This is a genomic window from Streptomyces sp. NPDC043176, from assembly GCF_056436715.1.
The window spans coordinates 120,777-138,807 of record NZ_JBWKCA010000020.1 but is presented as its reverse complement, the minus strand read 5'-3'; the positions used below and the strand labels follow the sequence as shown (position 1 = coordinate 138,807).

Genomic DNA, 18,031 nt, shown 5'->3' with positions numbered 1-18,031 from the left:
ATACAGGGCCAGTGTGCCACGGCCGCCGCGAGGCGATGCGTTCGAGACCCTGTGGGCTGGCTCACAGACTCCCACGGAAGTCCTCTATGGTCCAGACCTATTGACGCACTGGTCTAGTCCTCTTAATCTCCGTGTCACCTCAGAGGTAACGGTCCGCCGGCGTGCGCACTCCACGGGCCCAACACGACCCACCCCCTTGTTCGTTGCCTTTGCACCTCCCCAGGAGGAACCGATCGTGTTGTCCCCCACCACGAAGAGGGCGTCGCTGCTCGCTTCCGGCGCGGCCGTCGCCGGACTGCTGCTCAGCTCGCTCGCCGGCGGCGTCTCGTACGCCGCCGACAACGAGTCCTGTCGCCCCGACGGGCTCTACAAGACCCCGGGCGTCGACGTCCCCTACTGCTCGGTCTACGACACCGAGGGTCGCGAGAAGATGGGCGCCGACCACCAGCGCCGCGTCATCGGCTACTTCACCGGCTGGCGGACCGGCAAGAACGGCCAGCCCGCGTACCTGGCCAAGGACGTCCCGTGGGAGAAGATCACCCACATCAACTACGCCTTCGGCCACATCGGCGGCGACAACAAGCTGTCCGTGGGCACCGACGGCCCGGACAACGCCGCCACCGGGATGACCTGGCCCGGTGTCGCGGGCGCCGAGATGGACCCGGCGTACGCCTACAAGGGCCACTTCAACCTGCTCAACAAGTTCAAGAAGCAGCACCCGAACGTCAAGACGCTGATCTCGGTCGGCGGTTGGGCGGAGACCGGCGGCTACTTCGCGGACAACGGCGACCGGGTCGGCTCCGGCGGCTTCTACTCGATGGCCACCAACGCCGACGGTTCGGTCAACCAGGCCGGGATCGACACCTTCGCCACCTCGGCCGTCGACTTCATCCGGAAGTACGGCTTCAACGGCGTCGACATCGACTACGAGTACCCGACGACCATGAAGGACGCCGGAAACCCGCTCGACTGGCAGCTCTCCAACGCCCGTCGCGCCGGACTCGTCCAGGGCTACGCGGCCCTCATGAAGTCCCTGCGCGAGAAGCTGGACACGGCCGGCGCCGCCGACGGCAAGCACTACATGCTCACCGTCGCCGCCCCCTCCTCCGGCTACCTGCTGCGCGGCATGGAGACCTTCCAGATGCAGAAGTACCTGGACTACGTCAACATCATGTCGTACGACCTCCACGGCGCCTGGAACGAGTACGTCGGCCCCAACGCCTCGCTCTTCGACGACGGCAAGGATGGCGAGCTGGCCGCCGCCAACGTCTACGGCTCCTCGCAGTACGGCGGCATCGGCTACCTCAACACCGACTGGGCGTACCACTACTTCCGCGGCTCGATGCCGGCCGGCCGCATCAACATCGGCCTGCCGTACTACACCCGCGGCCACAAGAACGTCCAGGGCGGCACCGACGGCCTGTGGGGCAAGGCCTCCGCGACCACCTGCCCGGCCGGCGCCGGCCTGACCAAGTGCGGTGACGGCGCCGTCGGCATCGACAACCTGTGGCACGACAAGGACACCAACGGCGTCGAGTCGCCGGCCGGCTCCAACCCGATGTGGCACGCCAAGAACCTCGAGAAGGGGATCGTCGGCGACTACGTCACCCAGTACGGCTTCCCGGCGAACACCGCCCTGACCGGCACCTACGCCCGCAAGTACGACTCGACCCTGGTCGCGCCGTGGCTGTGGAACGCGCAGAAGAAGGTCTTCCTCTCCACCGAGGACGAGCAGTCGGTGGCCGCCAAGGCCGACTACGTGGTCAGCAGGGGCATCGGCGGCACGATGGTCTGGGAGATGGCCGGCGACTACGGCTGGAACGCGACCAAGGGCCAGTACGAGATGGGCTCCACGCTCACCTCGCTGATGTACGACAAGTTCAAGGCGGCCACCCCCTACGGCGCGAAGAAGTCCAACGCGACGCTGCCGACCCAGGCCGTGAAGATCGACGCCCAGTTCACCGAGTTCAAGCTGGGCGACTCGAACTACCCGATCACGCCGAAGATCAAGATCACCAACAACACGGCGGCGACCCTGCCCGGCGGCACCGAGTTCCAGTTCGACTACGGCACCTCGGCCCCGGCCAACGCCTCCGACCAGTCCGGCTTCGGCACCAAGGTCGTCAGCAGCGACCACTCGGGCAACAACGTCGGCGGCCTGAAGGGCGACTTCCACCGCGTCTCCCTGAAGCTGCCCGCCTGGCAGTCGCTGGCCCCGGGCGCGACCGTCGACCTGGCGTTCAACTACTACCTGCCGGTGTCCACCCCCTCCAACTGGACGGTGAACATCAACGGCACCACGTACGCCCTCGCCGGCGACCTGGCACGCGGTACGACGGTCGTGCAGCCGGGCACCACCACCCCGCCCACCACGCCCCCGACCACGGAGCCCACGACCCCGCCGACCACCACTCCCCCGACCACGCCCCCGACGACGCCGCCCACCACGGGCTGCACCGCACCGGCGTACGTGGCGGGCACCGTCTACACCGCGGGCAACGAGGTCTCCCACAAGGGCCACAAGTGGAAGGCCCAGTGGTGGACGCAGAACGAGGAGCCGGGCACGACCGGCGACTGGGGCGTCTGGAAGGACCTCGGCACCTGCTGATCCCCACCCCCTGAAACCTCCCGGCGGCGGACACTCGGCCCTTGCCCGCCGCCGGGGGCCACCGCGCCGCGTCCCCCTGTCCGGGGCGCGGCGCGGACGCGTTCCCCGCGGCCCCCTGGGACCCGGGGGGGCACCTCTGGGACCCGGGGGACACCTCTGGGGCCCGGGGGGCACCTCTGGGACCCGGCCGGCCCACGGGGGGCCGGGCCCACGGGAAGGGCCGGACCTGCGGGGCCCGGGCTTACGGGAACAGCTCGTCCTGGGCCGCGTCCCTGGCCCTCAGGAGGGCGCCGCGGAGGACGGCCGCGTCGCCCAGGGCCGTGGGGCGGACCTCGGTGCGCAGGGGCGAGAGGACGGAGAGTTCCGCCTCCACCCGGGCGGCGAGTTCCGGACCGCCCGCGTGGCCGGTCTCGCCGGCCAGGACCACGCAGCCGGGGTCGAGGACGGAGACGACGGCGGCGGCGCCGACGGCGAGGCGGCGGGCGAGGGTGTCGAGGAACGGGCCGTGGCCCGAGGTGAGCGCGTCGGCCGGGTCGAGGCCGTGGGCGGCGGCGAGGGAGGCGACCGCGGCGGCGCAGGCCAGCTCGTGGAAACCGCCGTCGCAGCCGGTCGCCGAGGGGAGGCCGGAGGTGCCCGGCACGGGCAGGAAACCGATCTCGCCCGCGCCGCCGGACGCCCCCCGGCGCAGCCGTCCGCCGAGGACGACGGCCGCGCCGACGCCCTGGCCGAGCCAGAGCAGGACGAAGTCGTCGCGGTCGCGCGCGGCGCCCTCGCGCAGTTCGGCGACGGCGGCGAGGTTGGTCTCGTTCTCGACCAGGACGTGCGCGGGGAGCCGTTCCTGGAGGACGGCGACCAGGCGGCGGTGCCAGGCGGGCAGCCCCGAGGAGTCGCGCAGTTCGCCGGTGGCGGGGTCGATGAGCCCGGGGGCGCCGACGGCGACGCTGTGCAGCCGGTCGGCGCCGGCCGCCTTGAGGGTGCGCTCCAGGAGGGCGACCGCCTTCTCGACGGCGGGGCCCGTGCCGCCGTCGTCGCCGTCGTCGCCGACGGGGACGGCGGCCTCGGCGAGGGTGGTGCCGAGAAGGTCGGCGACGGTGACGGAGACGGACCGGGTGCGCACGTCGAGGGCACCGAGGTGGGCGCGGTCGGCGACGATCCCGTACAGCTTGGCGTTGGGGCCGCGGCGCTCGGCTCCGGACTCGCCGACGACGTGGACGAGGCCGGAGCCCTGGAGCCGCTCCACGAGGTCGGCGACGGTCGGCCGGGAGAGGCCAGTGAGCGTCTTCAGCTGAGTGGCCGTCAACGGACCTTCGTCCTGGAGCAGTCGCAGGGCGGACCGGTCGTTGATGGCCCGTGCGGTGCTCGGGGATGCGGCCATGCGGCGATCCTCTCAGACTCGTTCCCGGGGGCGGTCCGGGCGTCCTGCCGGGACCCGATCCGGCCCGGCCCCCTCCCGCATACTATTTATCAGGCAGGGTTCCTGATAGTTTACGCGCCACACCACGACTCACGGGGAGGGCCCATGGCGGCAGAGACCGTCACCAGCACCGAACGCCTGCGACGGGCGCGCTTCGCCGTCGCCGCCGTCTTCTGCGTCCACGGATCGGTGACCGGAAGCTTCGCGACCCGGATCCCCTGGATCCAGGAGCACGCGGGCGTGAGCGCCGGTCAGCTCGGGCTCGCGCTCGCCTTCCCGGCGCTCGGCGCCTCCCTCGCGATGCCGCTGGCCGGGGCCGTCTCCCACCGCTTCGGCGCCCGCACGGCGCTGCGCGGCCTGCTCGCCCTCTGGACGCTCGCGCTGACCCTGCCGTCGCTCGCCCCCAACGTCTGGGGACTGTGCGGCGCGCTCTTCGTGTACGGGGCGACCGCCGGCATGTCCGACGTGGCGATGAACGCGCTCGGCGTCGAGACCGAGACCCGGCTCGGCAAGTCCATCATGTCGAGCCTGCACGGCATGTGGAGCGTGGGCGCCCTGCTCGGCTCCGCGGCCGGCACCGTCGCCGCCCACCTCGGCGGCGACGCCCGGATCCACCACCTGGTCGCCGCCCTCGTCCTCACCGCGCTCGGCCTGTTCTTCTGCCAGGGCGTCCTGGACGTGCGCAGCACCCCGGACGAGGAGCCGCCGCCGCGCTTCTCGCTGCCGCCGAAGTCCGCGCTGATCATCGGCGCCGTCGGCTTCTGCGGGGTGTTCGCCGAGGGCGCCAGCCTGGACTGGTCGGCGGTCTACCTGCGGGACGAGCTGGGCAGCTCGGCCGGGCTCGCGGCGGCCTCCACCACCGCCTTCGCCCTGACGATGGCCGTGGCGCGACTGGTCGGCGACCGGGTGGTGGACCGCTTCGGCGCGGTCCGCACGGTACGGGCCGGGGGCGCCGTCGCCACCCTCGGTGGGCTCATGGTGGTCCTCGCGCCGCACGCCGCCGTCGCGATGGCCGGCTTCGGCCTCATCGGACTCGGGATCGCGGTCGTCGTCCCGCTCGCCTTCGCCGCGGCCGGGCACAGCGGCCCGAACCCCAGCCAGGCCATCGCCGGCGTCGCCACCATCACGTACACCTCGGGACTCATCGCCCCCTCGGCGATCGGCGGCATCGCCGACGCGACCTCCCTGGTGTTCTCCTTCGGTCTGGTCACGCTGCTCGCCTTCGGCCTGGTGCTCGGCGCGGGCGTGCTCAGGACCGGCGGGCGGGAGGCGGCGTCGGCGAAGCCCGCGGCCGCGCCCGCGAAGAGCTCAGGTCCGTTGGGATAGGGCCGTGGGGGCGTCGCGTACGACCGCTCCCGGGCGGCGGTCGAACGTCCCCGCCGGATGGTGGCGCATAGCATGTGGCTGATCTTTTGCGGCCACGACACGGCCGCCTGAACCGGAGAACGGGAGCGACCTCATGGACCTCGGCGTGCGCTGGACCCTGCACGGCGACGGGAGAACACCCGCTCCGGGAGCCGTCGTCCGGCCGGACGAGCGGCTCTCCTGGCCCCGTACCGCCGGGCTCGGCGCCCAGCACGTCGTGGCGATGTTCGGGGCCTCGTTCGTGGCCCCGGTCCTGATGGGCCTCGACCCGAACCTCGCCATCATGATGTCCGGCGTCGCGACCGCGATCTTCCTCCTGGCGACCCGCGGCACCGTCCCCTCGTACCTGGGCTGCTCGCTCTCCTTCGTCGGCGTCGCCGCCGCGATCAGGGCCTCCGGCGGCACCAGCGCGACCGTCACCGGGGCGGTCCTGGTCGTCGGCGCGGTGCTCTTCCTGGCGGGTCTGGCGGTCCGGAGGTTCGGCGCGCGGATCATCCACGCGGCGATGCCGCCGATCGTGACCGGCGCCGTCGTGATGCTGATCGGCTTCAACCTGGCGCCGGTCACCGCCTCCACCTACTGGCCCCAGGACCAGTGGACGGCACTGCTCGTCATGCTGTTCACCGGCCTCGCCGTGGTCTGCCTGCGGGGCTTCTGGTCCCGGATCGCGATCTTCCTCGGCCTGGTCTTCGGCTACGCCGTCTCCTGGATCCTCGACCTGGTCTTCGGCAAGATCCACTCGATGTCCCCGGCCGGTCAGGTCACCGACCACTGGCGGCTCGACCTCTCGGGCGTCTCCCAGGCCGACTGGATCGGTCTGCCGTCGTTCCACGGCCCGAGCTTCGAGTGGTCCGCGATCCTGGTCGCGCTGCCGGTGGTCATCGCGCTGATCGCGGAGAACGCCGGCCACGTCAAGGCCGTCGGCGAGATGACCGGCGACAACCTGGACGACAAGCTCGGCACCGCGATCGCCGCCGACGGCGCCGCCTCGATGCTGTCGACCGCGGTGGGCGGCCCGCCGAACACCACGTACTCCGAGAACATCGGCGTCATGGCCGCCACCCGGGTCTACTCGACCGCCGCCTACTGGGCCGCGGCCGGCTTCGCGCTCCTCTTCGGCCTCTGCCCGAAGTTCGGCGCCGTCGTCGCCGCCATCCCCGGCGGTGTCCTCGGCGGCATCACCGTCATCCTGTACGGCATGATCGGCCTGCTCGGCGCCCAGATCTGGATCAACGCCGAGGTCGACCTGCGCAACCCGCTCAACCTGGTCCCGGCCGCCGCCGGCATCATCATCGGCGTCGGCGGCGTGAAGCTGACCTTCACCGACAGCTTCGAGCTGGGCGGCATCGCGCTCGGCACGATCGTCGTCATCACCGGCTACCACGTGCTGCGGGCCTTCGCCCCGGCCCACCTGAAGGAGCAGGAGCCGCTCCTGGACTCCGGCACCAGCTCGTACGAGACGAGCGCGGACGGCACGTCGAAGAACTGAGTGATTCGCCCGTTCTGGGTAAGCCGGGCCCGGGAGGTTCCCTCCCGGGCCCGGGGCCTGGGAGCCTGCCCCCATGGCGCAGACCCAGCAGATCGGACAGCAGACCGAGCGACTCGGGCCGTTCCTCGCGGTCGACCCGGTGGTGGACCGGATGCGGTCGCTCCGCTCGGCCTGGCATCCGGCCGACGGGGTCGCCGTCTTCAACCGGGTCTATCTGACCGTCACCGAGGAGATCGGCCACGCCATCGAGGCCGGCACCTTCGCCGACCGGCGGGCCGCCGCCACGCTCGACGTGCGGTTCGCCGAGCGGTACCTCGCCGCCGTCGACGCGGTCGCCACCGGCTGCCCCGCGCCCGCCTGCTGGCGGCCGCTCTTCCACTCCCGGCGCCATCCCGGCGTCCGTCCGCTGCAGTTCGCGCTGGCCGGGATCAACGCGCACATCGGCCACGACCTGGCGCTCGCCGTGGTCGACGCCTGCCGGATCCTGGACTGCGCGCCCGCCGACCTGGAGGACGAGTTCGACCGGGTCGGCGACGTCCTGGTCCTCCTGGAGGAGCGCATCCGGGAGGAACTGATGCCGGGCCCGGACCTCCTGGAGATCGCGGACCCGCTGACGCATCTGCTCGGCTGCTGGAGCCTGGACCGGGCCCGGGACGGGGCCTGGCTCGCCGCGCGTTCGCTCTGGCAGCTGCGCGGGCTGCCCGACCTCGCGGCGGAGTTCACGGAGCGCCTCGACCGGTCGGTGGGCCTGGTGGGGCGGATGCTGCTGACCCCCCTCGCCGGGCCCTGACCTCACCCCGTACGCCGGATCAGTCCTCCGGCAGCTCGACCGGGGCGATCTCGTCGTACACGTCGCCGGGGCCGGGGTTGGTGCCGTCGGTGAAGCCGCCGAAGTGGTGCATCACGCCCCACACCGCGTTGAGCGCCGTCTGCACCGCGCCCTCGGCCCAGCCGGCCGTCCAGGAGATGTCGTCGCCCGCGAGGAAGATGCCCCGCTTGTCCTCGGGCAGCCGGTCCTGCATGAAGTGCGTGAACAGGCGCCGCTGGTAGCGGTAGTGGCCGGGCAGGTTGGCCTTGAAGGCGCCCATGAAGTAGGGCTCGTTCTCCCAGGAGACCGTCACCGGGTTGCCGATGATGTGCTTGCGGATGTCGACCTTCGGGTAGATCTCGCCGAGCGACTTCAGCATGACCTCCATCCGCTCGTTCGCGGACAGCGGCAGCCACTTCAGGCTGTCGTCGCACCAGGTGTACGAGAGGCAGATGGTGGCCGGCTTGTCCGGGCCGTCGTCGAGCAGGTACGTGCCGCGGGTCATCCGGTCGGTCAGCGTCATCGACATGACGTCGCGGCCGGTCTCCTCGTCCTTGTCCAGCCAGAACGGCCGGTCCACCGGCACGAAGAGCTTCGACGACTCCATGTAGTGGGTGCGCTCGATCGCCGTCCAGTGGTCGATCGGGAACAGCGAGTCGTCACAGGCGATCTTGGAGAGCAGCATCCAGGACTGGGCGGTGAAGATCGCCGCCGGGTAGGTGCGGATGTCGCCGGAGGCGTCGGTGACGGTGATCCGGTTGCCGGCGGTCCGGTTCAGCCGGGTCACGGCCGGCTTCGGGGCACCCTCGTGCAGGGAGCTCAGCGAGGTGCCCGGCGCCCAGTGGACGATCTTCTCGGGCTCGCGCTCCCACAGGCGCAGCGGCAGCTGCTGCGAGCCGCCCACGATGCCGCGGTGGTGGTCGTCGGCCTCGGTGTAGACGACGCGGAGGATCTCCAGGATGGAGTTCGGGAAGTCGGTGTCCCAGCCGCCGGTGCCGAAGCCGACCTGGCCGAAGATCTCGCGGTGGCGGAAGGACTTGAAGGACTCCGACTCGCAGAGGAAGCCGTAGAAGGTCTGGTTGTCGAGCTTCTCGACGAGCTTCGACCAGATCTCGCGGATGCGCGGGACGTCGCGCTCGCGCATGGCCTGGTTCATGTCGGAGAAGTCGGCGCCCTCTTCGAGACAGGCGTTCCACGCGTTCATCACGTCGCGGTAGACCTGCGGCAGGTCGTCCACGGTGGTGGCGTAGTGCGACTCGCCCTTGAGGTCGACGACGGTCGACGGGGTCGACTCGGCCAGCGGGTTCGGGAAGGGCGTGGTCTCCAGGCCGACCAGGTCGATGTAGTGCTGGAGGGCGGTCGAGGAGGGCGGGAAGCGCATGGCGCCCATCTCGGCGGTCAGGCCCTCGGTGGCGGTGCCCTCGAAGCCCACGGTGCGCAGCCGCCCGCCGATCTGGTCGGCCTCGTAGACGACGGGCTTGAGGCCCATCTTCATCAGCTCGTACGCGGCGATGATGCCGGAGAGACCGCCGCCGATGACCGCGACCTCGGTGCCGTGCTCGGTCGCCGGTATCTGGCCGAGGCCGGCCGGGTGGGCCAGGAAGTCGTCGTAGGCGTACGGGAAGTCCGGACCGAACATGGTGATCGGCGGCTGGCCGTCGCTGTGGGGGACGGCGGTCGTGGGCACCGTGGACGTCATGGGGTACGGACTCCTTGCACGGAAAACAGAGATGAGGCGGGAAGGCGGGGGGCGGCTCAGACGAGGGAGCCGTAGAGGCCCGGGCGCCGGTCGCGGAGGTAGGGGTTCTCCTTGCGGGAGGCCGCGAGGAAGGCGGGGTCGACGTCGCCGAGGACGAGGTCCTCGCCGCGCCCGGCGCGGGCGCGGGCGGTGCCGTCGGGGCCGGCGAGCGTCGAGAGGCCGACGAACTCGAACCCGCCCTCGGGGCCGGTCCGGTTGGCGTACGCGATGTACAGCTGGTTCTCGAAGGCGCGGACCGGGACCACGGACAGGGGCACGACCTCCGCGGGGTGCATGAGCGCGGTCGGCACGAGGAGGAGGTCCGTACCGGCCAGCGCCTGCGCCCGCACGTTCTCCGGGAACTCGACGTCGTAGCAGATCATCAGGCCGACGGTGAGCCCGCCGAGCTCGGCCTGGACGACGGCCTGGTCACCGGGGGTGAACCAGGTCGCCTCGAAGTCGCCGAAAAGGTGCGTCTTGCGGTAGTTCGCGAGCGGGGCGCCGTCGGCTCCGACGAGCTGGGCCGCGTTGTACAGGACCCCGTGCCGCTCGGTGTCCCGCTCCGGGTAGCCGTAGCCCACGGCCAGTCCGTGGCGTACGGCGATGGCCGCGACGGCCCGGGAGGAGGGCCCGTCGACCGGCTCGGCCAGACGCGCCAGGTCGGCGCCGATCGCGTACCCGGTGAGGAAGAGCTCCGGGGCGAGCAGCAGGTCCGCTCCGGCGGCGGCGGCGCGGGCGGCCGCCTCGTCGAGGATCTTGAGGTTGGCGGCCACGTCACCGAGCTCACCGGAGCTCTGGAGCAGGGCGGTGCGCAGCGCGGGCATGGGTGATCCTCGGGGGGTCGGAGTACAAGGGGAAGACGTCAAAAACGGTACGGTTTCGCGCTCCTTCCGGACAAGGCGGGAGCGTTGCGGACCGACCGTCGAACCGTTGCGCGATTGCGAGGGTCGGCGGCGATTCGTTGCGCGGGGTTCCGCCGCGGGGCGTAGTCCTTCCCCGCCGCGCGGCGGAGACCGGGACCGTCCTGCGGCGCGACGCCCGGGCGCGGTCCGCGCGGAAGAGTGGTGGTCGTCCGGGAGACCCGCCGGACGACCTGCCGAGAGGACCGGGAACCCATGAACCGTCGTACGAGGATCGTCGCCGTCGCCGCCGCCGTGCTGCTCACCCTGGGGGCCGGAGGTGTCGCCGTCGCCTCGGCGGACGACGCGCCCGCCCCGGCCGCGGCACCGGCCGCCGTCTCGGAGGCCGCCGCGCTGACCGGCACCGCGAAGCTGTACCGGCCGGCCGGGGACGACATCACGTTCTCCTTCGACGCGCATCTGGCCGAGAAGGACCGGCAGGATCCGATGAAGGCCACCGGCACGTTCCGCTTCAGCCACTACAAGGGCGACTGGGGCGGCTACGCGAAGGTCGAGGTCGACTGCCTCACCACGGGCGGAAAGGTGGCCGTCGTGTCCGGGGTGGTCGTCGAGACCGACGTGAAGGAGTTCCGGAAGGCGCGCGTCGGCGTCACGGTGCACGACGACCCCGCCGGCGACCGGCTCGGCTACACCTGGATGACCGCCGACCCGCAGAAGGACAAGGTGCCGCCGTGCGTCAGCGGCGCGCCCTTCGAGAAGGTCGAGAAGGGGACGGGCGACTTCGAGGTCACGCCCTGGGAGTTCGTCTACCCGACCGAATAGGCCGCCCCACGGGGGTGGGCGGGCACAGGGCGGTGCGGGAACCACGGCCCGCACCGCCCCGGCCGCCCGCGCCCCGCAGGACCGGGTTCCGCCGACCGGGCGGACGGCGCTGCTTCCCGGACCGGCCCTACGCGGGCGAACCCGAGGAGAAGCGCCGCAGCAGCGGCGACAGCACCAGGACGGACTTGGTGCGCTCCACGAACGGCTCGCCCGCGATGCGCTCCAGGACCCGCTCGAAGTGGCGCATGTCCGAGGCGAAGACCTGCACGACGGCGTCCGCGTCACCGGTGACGGTCGACGCGGACACCACCTCGGGATACCGCTCCAGACCCCGCCGGATGTCGTCCGGCGAGGTGTTGTGGCGGCAGTAGATCTCGACGAACCCCTCGGTCTCCCAGCCGAGCGCCGCCGGGTCCACCCGCACGGTGAAGCCGGTGATGGCGCCCTCCGCCCGGAGCCGGTCCACGCGCCGTTTCACGGCGGGGGCCGAGAGACCGACGAGCGAGCCGATGTCGGCGTAGCTGCGGCGGGCGTCCTCCGCGAGAGCGTGGACGATGCGTTCGTCGAGGTCGTTGAGTCGCACTACGGGTGGATCACTTCTCTGCTGGTGCTGCTGGCGCTGCGGTGGCCAGTCGGGAGCGGCGCATGCCGTACAGGAAGTAGAACACGAGCCCGGCCGCCATCCAGCAACCGAAGACCACCCAGGTGACGACGTCGAGGCTGAACATGTTGTACGCGCAGAAGAAGAAGCCGAGCACGGGGAACACCGGGCCGAAGACCACCTTGAAGGTGCGCGGCATGTCGGGGCGGGTGTAGCGGAGCACGACGACCGCGATGTTGACCAGGGCGAAGGCGAAGAGGGTGCCGATGCTGGTGGCGTCGACGAGCTTGCCCAGCGGGATGACCGAGGCGAGCACGCCGCAGAACAGGGAGACGATCACCGTGTTGACGCGAGGGGTGCCGGTCTTGGCGCTGACCTTGCCGAAGGCCTTGGGGACGAGGCCGTCGCGGGACATCGCGAAGAGGACGCGGGTCTGGCCGTAGAGGACGGTGAGGACGACGCTGGCGATGGAGATCACGGCGCCGGCGGCGAGCAGGGTGCCCCAGAAGGACTGGCCGGTGACGTCGTTCATGATCGCGGCCAGGGTGGCCTCGGAGCCTTCGAAGTCCTTCCAGTGCCACGCGCCGACGGCGACGGCGGCGACGAGGACGTAGAGGACGGTGACGATGACCAGCGACAGCATGATCGCCCGCGGCAGGTCGCGCTTGGGGTTCTTGGCCTCCTCGCCGGCCGTGGAGGCGGCGTCGAAGCCGATGTACGAGAAGAAGAGGGTGGCGCTGGCGGCGCCGACGCCCTCGATGCCGAGCGGCATGAAGTTCTCGTAGTTGCCGGACTTGAAGCCCGTGACGCCGATGGCGCAGAAGAGGGCGAGCGCGGCGATCTTCACCACGACCATGATCGTGTTGACCACGGCGGACTCGCGGGCCCCGCCGAGCAGGAACACCATGGCGAGCAGGACGACGATCAGGCCGGGCAGGTTGATGACGCCGCCCTCGCCCGGGGCCGAGGAGAGCACGTCCGGGATGGTGACGCCGATCGTGCCGTCGAGCAGCTCGTTGAGGTACTCGCCCCAGCCGACGGCCACGGCCGCGACGGAAACGCCGTACTCCAGGACCAGACACCAGCCGCAGACCCAGGCGACGAGTTCGCCCATCGTTGCGTAAGCGTACGAGTAGGACGAGCCGGCGACCGGTATGGTGCCGGCCAGTTCGGCGTACGAGAGCGCGGAGAACAGTGCCGTCAGACCGGCGATGACGAAGGCGAGCGTCACGGCCGGACCGGCCTTCGGCACGGCGTCGCCGAGAACGACGAAGATGCCGGTGCCGAGCGTCGCACCGATGCTGATCATGGTCAGCTGCCACATGGAAAGCGAGCGGCGGAGACTGCCGCCCTCCCCCTGTCCACCCTCCGCGACCAGCGCTTCCACCGGCTTGCGCCGGATGAGTGCGCCGAGAGCGGAGGTCTTCGGGGTGGCCGTGTCGACGACCGGCGGGGCTGCGCCTTGATCCAGCACTGCGGAGGCTCCTTATCGCTGCCTGTGGGGACGGAGACGACCGCGGCGGTACGAGGGCATGCCGAAACAGACCCACGGGGGAGGGGAACCGCCGAGCAGGCGGTCATCGCCACTCCTGGTACGGGGCACGAGCCTAAGGGGCAGAGGTTCGCACTCGTAATGCAGGGTTGTTGCGCAGTAGCGGATGATCATTGCGCGCTTCGGGCACAGACGGGCAAACATTGCGCTCCCCCGCATGAATCGACACATCGGGTGTGAACCGGCACCTTCACGCGTATGGACTCCTCAGGGCCGATGACCGACCCTGCGAGCTCCTGACGACCCCACGATCGGAGGCACCGGTGGGCTGGCTGGACCCGGCACCCTTCCTGCGCGGCACGGCGTGGCTGGACGGGCGGAGGCCCGTGCGCGCGGACCCGGACGACCTCGAACGGCTGCCCTGGGACATCGCCGCGCGGGCCACGCTGCCCATCGGCGTACGCGTCGAGTTCACGGCAGCGCCCGGCACACGAGCGGTACAACTGCGCTACCGGGCGGACGTCCCACGAGAGGACGACCCGCTCGCCGCGCTGCGCCACTGCTTCGCCCTCTGGCAGGGCACCCGGCTCGTCGGCGAGACCTACGCCGCCCCGGCCGCCGAAGCCGTCGTCACGCTACCCCTGCCCGCCCACGGCGGCGACTTCGCCGTCCACCTGCCCGAGGGCCAGGCCCCGGTGCCGCTCGCCCTGCGCGCCGTCGGCGGCACCCTCGCGCCCGCCCCGGCCCGCCCGCGGTGGCTCGTGCACGGCGACTCCATCACCGAGGGCTGGTGGTCGACCCGCCCCGCCCACTCCTGGCCCGCCACGGCCGGCCGACTCCTCGGCCTCGACCCGGTCAACCTCGGATACGCCGGCGGCGCCCGCGGCGAACTCCCCCTCGCCGAACACCTGGCACGGCTCCCCGGCGAGGCCATCACGCTCGCCTTCGGCACCAACTGCTGGTCCAAGGCGCCCGCCACGGCCGACTGGCTCTACGCGACCGTCCGCGCCTTCGTCGGCCTCGTCCGGCGGGGCCATCCGGCCACCCCGCTGCTCATCCTCTCCCCCGTCCTGCGCCCGGAGGCCGAGCACACCCCCAACGCCCTCGGCGCCACGCTCACCCAGCTTCGGCGCGCCATGGAACGGGCGGGGCGGGACCTCGCCGCGGAGGGGGACGCCCACCTCCACGTCCTCTCCGGGCGTCCCCTCCTGCGCCCCGAGCACCTCGCCGACGGGCTGCACCCCAACGATCGCGGCCACGCCCTCATCGCCTCCGCCGTCGCCCGCGCCCTCCACCCCCACACCCGCCGACCCCCCGCGGCGCCCGCACCCCCGCTGCCCCCCGCACCACCGCGGCGCCCGCACCCCCGCTGACCCTCCGCCGCCCTTCCGAGCCCCGCGCCCTCATGGGCCTCCGTCCGTAGCGTGCGCCGCGCGCCTGGGCGGGCCCACGCCCACGCTCCGGGCCCACGCCTGCCGCCGTACGGGCCGGTGTCCGCCGCCGTGGCCGGTGCCCGCCGCCGCACGGCCCGCGCCTGCCACCGTGGCCTACGCCCAGCTGTCGCGGCGGCCCGCGCCCACCGCCGTGGCCTGCGCCCGCCGCCGTACGGCCGGTGCCCGCCACCGTGGCCTGCGCCCGGCTGTCGTGGGGGGCCCGCGCCCGCCGCCTGGGCCGCACCCACCCGCCGTGTGGGCAATCGTCCCGCTGGGGCGGGACGGGTGGGCACACGGGACGGCGCCCTTGGCAGCGCCTCCGCCCCTGGGCCTGGACCCGCACCCGTTGCGCACCACGCTGTCCGTGCGGGTGCAGGCGCGGAAGCCTTGGCCCGGCGAGGGGCGCCGTCCGTTGTGCCCACCCGTTCCGCCCCAGCGGAACGATTGCCCACAACCCGGTGGGCGCGAGGGTGGGCACCGCCCCGACGGAACGATGGCTCATAACGGGGTGGGCGCGGGGGTGGGGACCGCCCGGCGGAACGATTGCCCACAACACGGTGGGCGCGAGGCGCGGGGGTGGGCACCGCCCCAGCGGAAAGACGGCCCACCACGGGCGGGGCCGGGGGCACCACCCCAGCAGAACGACTGGCCACAACGCGAGCGCGGGGGCTCACCCCACAACGCGGGGGCACGGCCGCAGCGCGGGAGCGCAGCCCACAACGCGAGGACGAGGCCGCAGCGCGGGAGCAACCGCAGCGCGGGGCCGGGGATGGCGAAGGCCCCCGGGACCGTGGGGTCTCGGGGGCCTGGGAAAGAAGGGTCAGCTCCAGCTGGCGTGGAGGGGCTTGCCCTCGGCGTAACCGGCCGCCGACTGCACACCGACCACCGCCTTCTCCTCGAACTCCGCGAGGGACCCCGCACCGGCGTAGGTGCAAGAGGACCGGACGCCCGCGATGATCGAGTCGATGAGGTCCTCGACGCCCGGGCGGGCCGGGTCGAGGAACATCCGCGACGTGGAGATGCCCTCCTCGAACAGCGCCTTGCGGGCGCGGTCGTAGGCGGACTCGTCGCTGGTGCGGTTCTTGACGGCGCGGCCCGAGGCCATGCCGAAGGACTCCTTGTAGAACCGGCCGTTGGCGTCCTGCTGGAGGTCTCCGGGGGACTCGTACGTCCCGGCGAACCAGGAGCCGATCATGACGTTGGACGCACCGGCGGCGAGCGCCATGGCGACGTCGCGGGGGTGGCGGACACCGCCGTCGGCCCAGACGTGCTTGCCGTACTTCCTGGCCTCGGCGGCGCACTCCAGGACGGCCGAGAACTGCGGGCGGCCGACGCCCGTCATCATGCGGGTGGTGCACATGGCCCCGGGGCCGACGCCGACCTTGATGATGTCCGCGCCCGCCTCGACGAGGTCCTTGACGCCCTCGGCGGCGACGATGTTGCCCGCGACGATCGGGACCTGCGGGTCGAGGGCCCGCACGGTGCGGATCGCGTTGATCATCGACTCCTGGTGGCCGTGCGCGGTGTCGATGACGAGCGTGTCGACGCCCGCGTCGAGCAGCTGCTTGGCCTTGCCGGCCACGTCGCCGTTGATGCCGACGGCGGCGGCGATGCGCAGCTTGCCGGCCTTGTCGACGGCGGGGCTGTACAGCGTCGCGCGCAGCGCGCCCTTGCGGGTGAGGATGCCGACGAGCTTGCCGTCCGCGTCCACGGCCGGGGCGTACCGGCGGTTGGCGGCGTCGAGCGTGTTGAACGCCTCGCGCGGGTCGATGTCGGCGTCCAGGAGCAGCAGGTCCTTGGACATGACCTCGGAGAGCTGCGTGAAGCGGTCCACGCCGGCGAGGTCGGCGTCGGTGACGACACCCACGGGGCGGCGGTTCTCGTCGACGACGACGCCGGCGTCGTGGGCCCGCTTGGGCAGCAGCGAGAGCGCGTCGGCGACGGTCTGGTGGGGCTCCAGGACGATCGGGGTGTCCAGGACGTGGTGGCGGCTCTTGACCCAGGTGATGACGTCGGTGACGACCTCGATGGGGATGTCCTGGGGGATGACGACGAGGCCGCCGCGGCGGGCCACCGTCTCGGCCATCCGGCGGCCGGCGATCGCGGTCATGTTGGCGACGACCAGCGGGATCGTCGTGCCGGTTCCGTCCGGCGAGGAGAGGTCCACCGCCTGGCGGGAACCGACGGCCGAGCGGCTCGGCACCATGAAGACATCGTCGTACGTCAGGTCGTAGGGCGGCTTGACGTCATTGAGGAAACGCACGTGCTGACATCCCAGTCGTTCGGATCGGCCCCTAGGCATTTCAGCCAGGGGAAAAAGCACGTAGTTCATTCTCCCACGTCAGGCGCGTGGGGCGATGCGGGCGAATCATCCGAGCCTTGCGGGGGCGTGCCTGTCGGTTCCTCCAAGCCTCCGAGCGAGAGGAGGACGGCGAGGCCGTGGGCGCTGGCGCGGGCCGCCGCGGAGAAGACCTCCTCGGCGGTCGCCCAGTCGTCCGGACTGGCCTCCGCGTAAGCCTGCCACCCGGTCACCACGATCGCCATGGGTCGGCGCATATCGGCGAGGCAGTCGGCGAGGGCGTCCCAGTTGCGTCCGAACCACACCGGCAGCGGCAGGGCCCGCACGCAGCGGTTCATGAAGGCGGTCTTGTCGGTGACCCCGTGCAGGTCCAGCACGACGGGGCGGGAGAGGTCGGGAGCCTCGTGGCCCGTGCGGTGGGTCGCGTTCACGGTGCGACCACCTCCCGGAAGCTCTGGTAGTGGTCGTCGGTGTAGTACGTCTCCCCGCTCCGCCCGGTCACGATGCGCCGCGCTCCGCGATCCCGTTCGCCGGGCGTCCGGACGGTGTACTCGTGGTAGTAGCCGCGGGGGCGCCGCGGCAGGACGCGCTCGAAGTTGCCGAAGACGGCCCCGTCCTTGGCGTACGGGAAGGGTCCGCCCTGTTCGATGAGCCTCAGCGTCTCCCGTGCCTCGGGCGGGAGGTCCGCGACGCGCACCACCGGCAGCGTGGACGCCCGGGCCGGGGTGGGGGCGGGGGTGCGCGTCCTGGAGGGGGTGGAGGCAGGGGTGGGCGCCCGCGTCGAGCTGGACGCCTCCGACGGCGTGCCCGCCGCGGGCGCGGGTACGGACGACACCGCCGTCCCGCTCCGCGGTGCCTGCGCGGCCTCCCCGCCCGAGCAGCCGGTGAGGAGCAGCGAGACGCCCGCGAACAGCGCGAGCACGGCCCGCGCGCACCTGAGGATCATGGTCCCGATGCTGCCACCGCGCCCCCGCTCCCGCGCCGCGGGCGCGCCGCCGGCCCAGGCCCCGCCGCATGCCCGTCCCGCCGGCGTGCACGCAGCCGCAGCCGCAGCCGCAGCCGCAGCCAGGGTCCTGCGCGGTCCACGGCCGGGTGGGCCCCG

The 18,031-nt window shown here is 72.2% G+C and carries 14 protein-coding genes; 6 read left to right on the top strand and 8 right to left on the bottom strand.

The window, feature by feature from the left end:
- Positions 1-235: 235 nt before the first annotated feature.
- Positions 236-2,608 carry a chitinase C-terminal domain-containing protein gene (locus AC067A_RS28405; protein WP_479245322.1) on the top strand — a complete coding sequence of 791 codons (2,373 nt, stop codon included), beginning with the start codon at positions 236-238 and terminating at the stop codon, positions 2,606-2,608.
- Positions 2,609-2,849: 241 nt separating this feature from the next.
- On the opposite strand, the gene AC067A_RS28400 is transcribed toward AC067A_RS28405, so the two are convergent.
- The gene (locus AC067A_RS28400) at positions 2,850-3,983 is read right to left on the bottom strand and encodes an ROK family transcriptional regulator (RefSeq protein WP_479245321.1); all 1,134 of its coding nucleotides are present in this window, start codon (positions 3,981-3,983) and stop codon (positions 2,850-2,852) included.
- A gap of 144 nt (positions 3,984-4,127) precedes the next feature.
- Between AC067A_RS28400 and AC067A_RS28395 the strand changes: the two genes are divergently transcribed.
- The 3 genes from AC067A_RS28395 to AC067A_RS28385 all read left to right on the top strand — a co-directional run bounded on the left by AC067A_RS28395 (position 4,128) and on the right by AC067A_RS28385 (position 7,666).
- On the top strand, positions 4,128-5,348 hold the full coding sequence (locus AC067A_RS28395; RefSeq protein WP_479245320.1) for an MFS transporter: 1,221 nt from the start codon (positions 4,128-4,130) through the stop codon (positions 5,346-5,348).
- A 133-nt stretch (positions 5,349-5,481) separates the two neighbouring features.
- Positions 5,482-6,876 carry a uracil-xanthine permease family protein gene (locus tag AC067A_RS28390; protein ID WP_479245319.1) on the top strand — a complete coding sequence of 465 codons (1,395 nt, stop codon included), beginning with the start codon at positions 5,482-5,484 and terminating at the stop codon, positions 6,874-6,876.
- 73 nt (positions 6,877-6,949) lie between these two features.
- Positions 6,950-7,666: a DUF5995 family protein gene (locus tag AC067A_RS28385; protein WP_479245318.1), complete on the top strand. Its 717-nt coding sequence runs from the start codon at positions 6,950-6,952 to the stop codon at positions 7,664-7,666.
- Positions 7,667-7,685: 19 nt separating this feature from the next.
- On the opposite strand, the gene AC067A_RS28380 is transcribed toward AC067A_RS28385, so the two are convergent.
- Both AC067A_RS28380 and AC067A_RS28375 read right to left on the bottom strand, forming a co-directional pair.
- Positions 7,686-9,383: a flavin monoamine oxidase family protein gene (locus AC067A_RS28380; protein WP_479245317.1), complete on the bottom strand. Its 1,698-nt coding sequence runs from the start codon at positions 9,381-9,383 to the stop codon at positions 7,686-7,688.
- A 56-nt stretch (positions 9,384-9,439) separates the two neighbouring features.
- Positions 9,440-10,246 carry a carbon-nitrogen hydrolase family protein gene (locus AC067A_RS28375; protein WP_479245316.1) on the bottom strand — a complete coding sequence of 269 codons (807 nt, stop codon included), beginning with the start codon at positions 10,244-10,246 and terminating at the stop codon, positions 9,440-9,442.
- Between the two features lie 291 nt (positions 10,247-10,537).
- Between AC067A_RS28375 and AC067A_RS28370 the strand changes: the two genes are divergently transcribed.
- A complete protein-coding gene (locus AC067A_RS28370) occupies positions 10,538-11,104 on the top strand; it encodes a Repetin (protein WP_479245315.1) in 567 nt (188 codons plus the stop codon).
- Positions 11,105-11,231: 127 nt separating this feature from the next.
- On the opposite strand, the gene AC067A_RS28365 is transcribed toward AC067A_RS28370, so the two are convergent.
- Both AC067A_RS28365 and AC067A_RS28360 read right to left on the bottom strand, forming a co-directional pair.
- Entirely contained in the window at positions 11,232-11,687 is a 456-nt protein-coding gene (locus AC067A_RS28365) for an Lrp/AsnC family transcriptional regulator (RefSeq protein WP_015032260.1), read from the bottom strand.
- 10 nt (positions 11,688-11,697) lie between these two features.
- Positions 11,698-13,179, bottom strand: coding sequence for an amino acid permease (locus tag AC067A_RS28360; RefSeq protein ID WP_479245314.1), 1,482 nt, complete (start codon positions 13,177-13,179; stop codon positions 11,698-11,700).
- Positions 13,180-13,520: 341 nt separating this feature from the next.
- Here AC067A_RS28360 and AC067A_RS28355 point away from each other — a divergent pair, with 341 nt between their 5' ends.
- Positions 13,521-14,570 (top strand): GDSL-type esterase/lipase family protein, encoded by a 1,050-nt coding sequence (locus tag AC067A_RS28355; RefSeq protein ID WP_479245313.1) that lies wholly within the window; start codon positions 13,521-13,523, stop codon positions 14,568-14,570.
- Between the two features lie 880 nt (positions 14,571-15,450).
- Here the strand turns inward: AC067A_RS28355 and AC067A_RS28350 are convergent.
- From AC067A_RS28350 to AC067A_RS28340, 3 genes are all read right to left on the bottom strand, one after another.
- The gene (locus AC067A_RS28350; protein ID WP_479245312.1) at positions 15,451-16,893 is read right to left on the bottom strand and encodes a GuaB1 family IMP dehydrogenase-related protein; all 1,443 of its coding nucleotides are present in this window, start codon (positions 16,891-16,893) and stop codon (positions 15,451-15,453) included.
- 65 nt (positions 16,894-16,958) lie between these two features.
- Entirely contained in the window at positions 16,959-17,360 is a 402-nt protein-coding gene (locus AC067A_RS28345) for a barstar family protein (protein WP_479245311.1), read from the bottom strand.
- Positions 17,357-17,875, bottom strand: a complete 519-nt coding sequence (locus AC067A_RS28340) for a guanyl-specific ribonuclease (protein ID WP_479245310.1) — start codon at positions 17,873-17,875, stop codon at positions 17,357-17,359. The genes AC067A_RS28345 and AC067A_RS28340 overlap by 4 nt, the downstream gene beginning before the upstream one ends.
- Between the last annotated feature and the right edge of the window lie 156 nt (positions 17,876-18,031).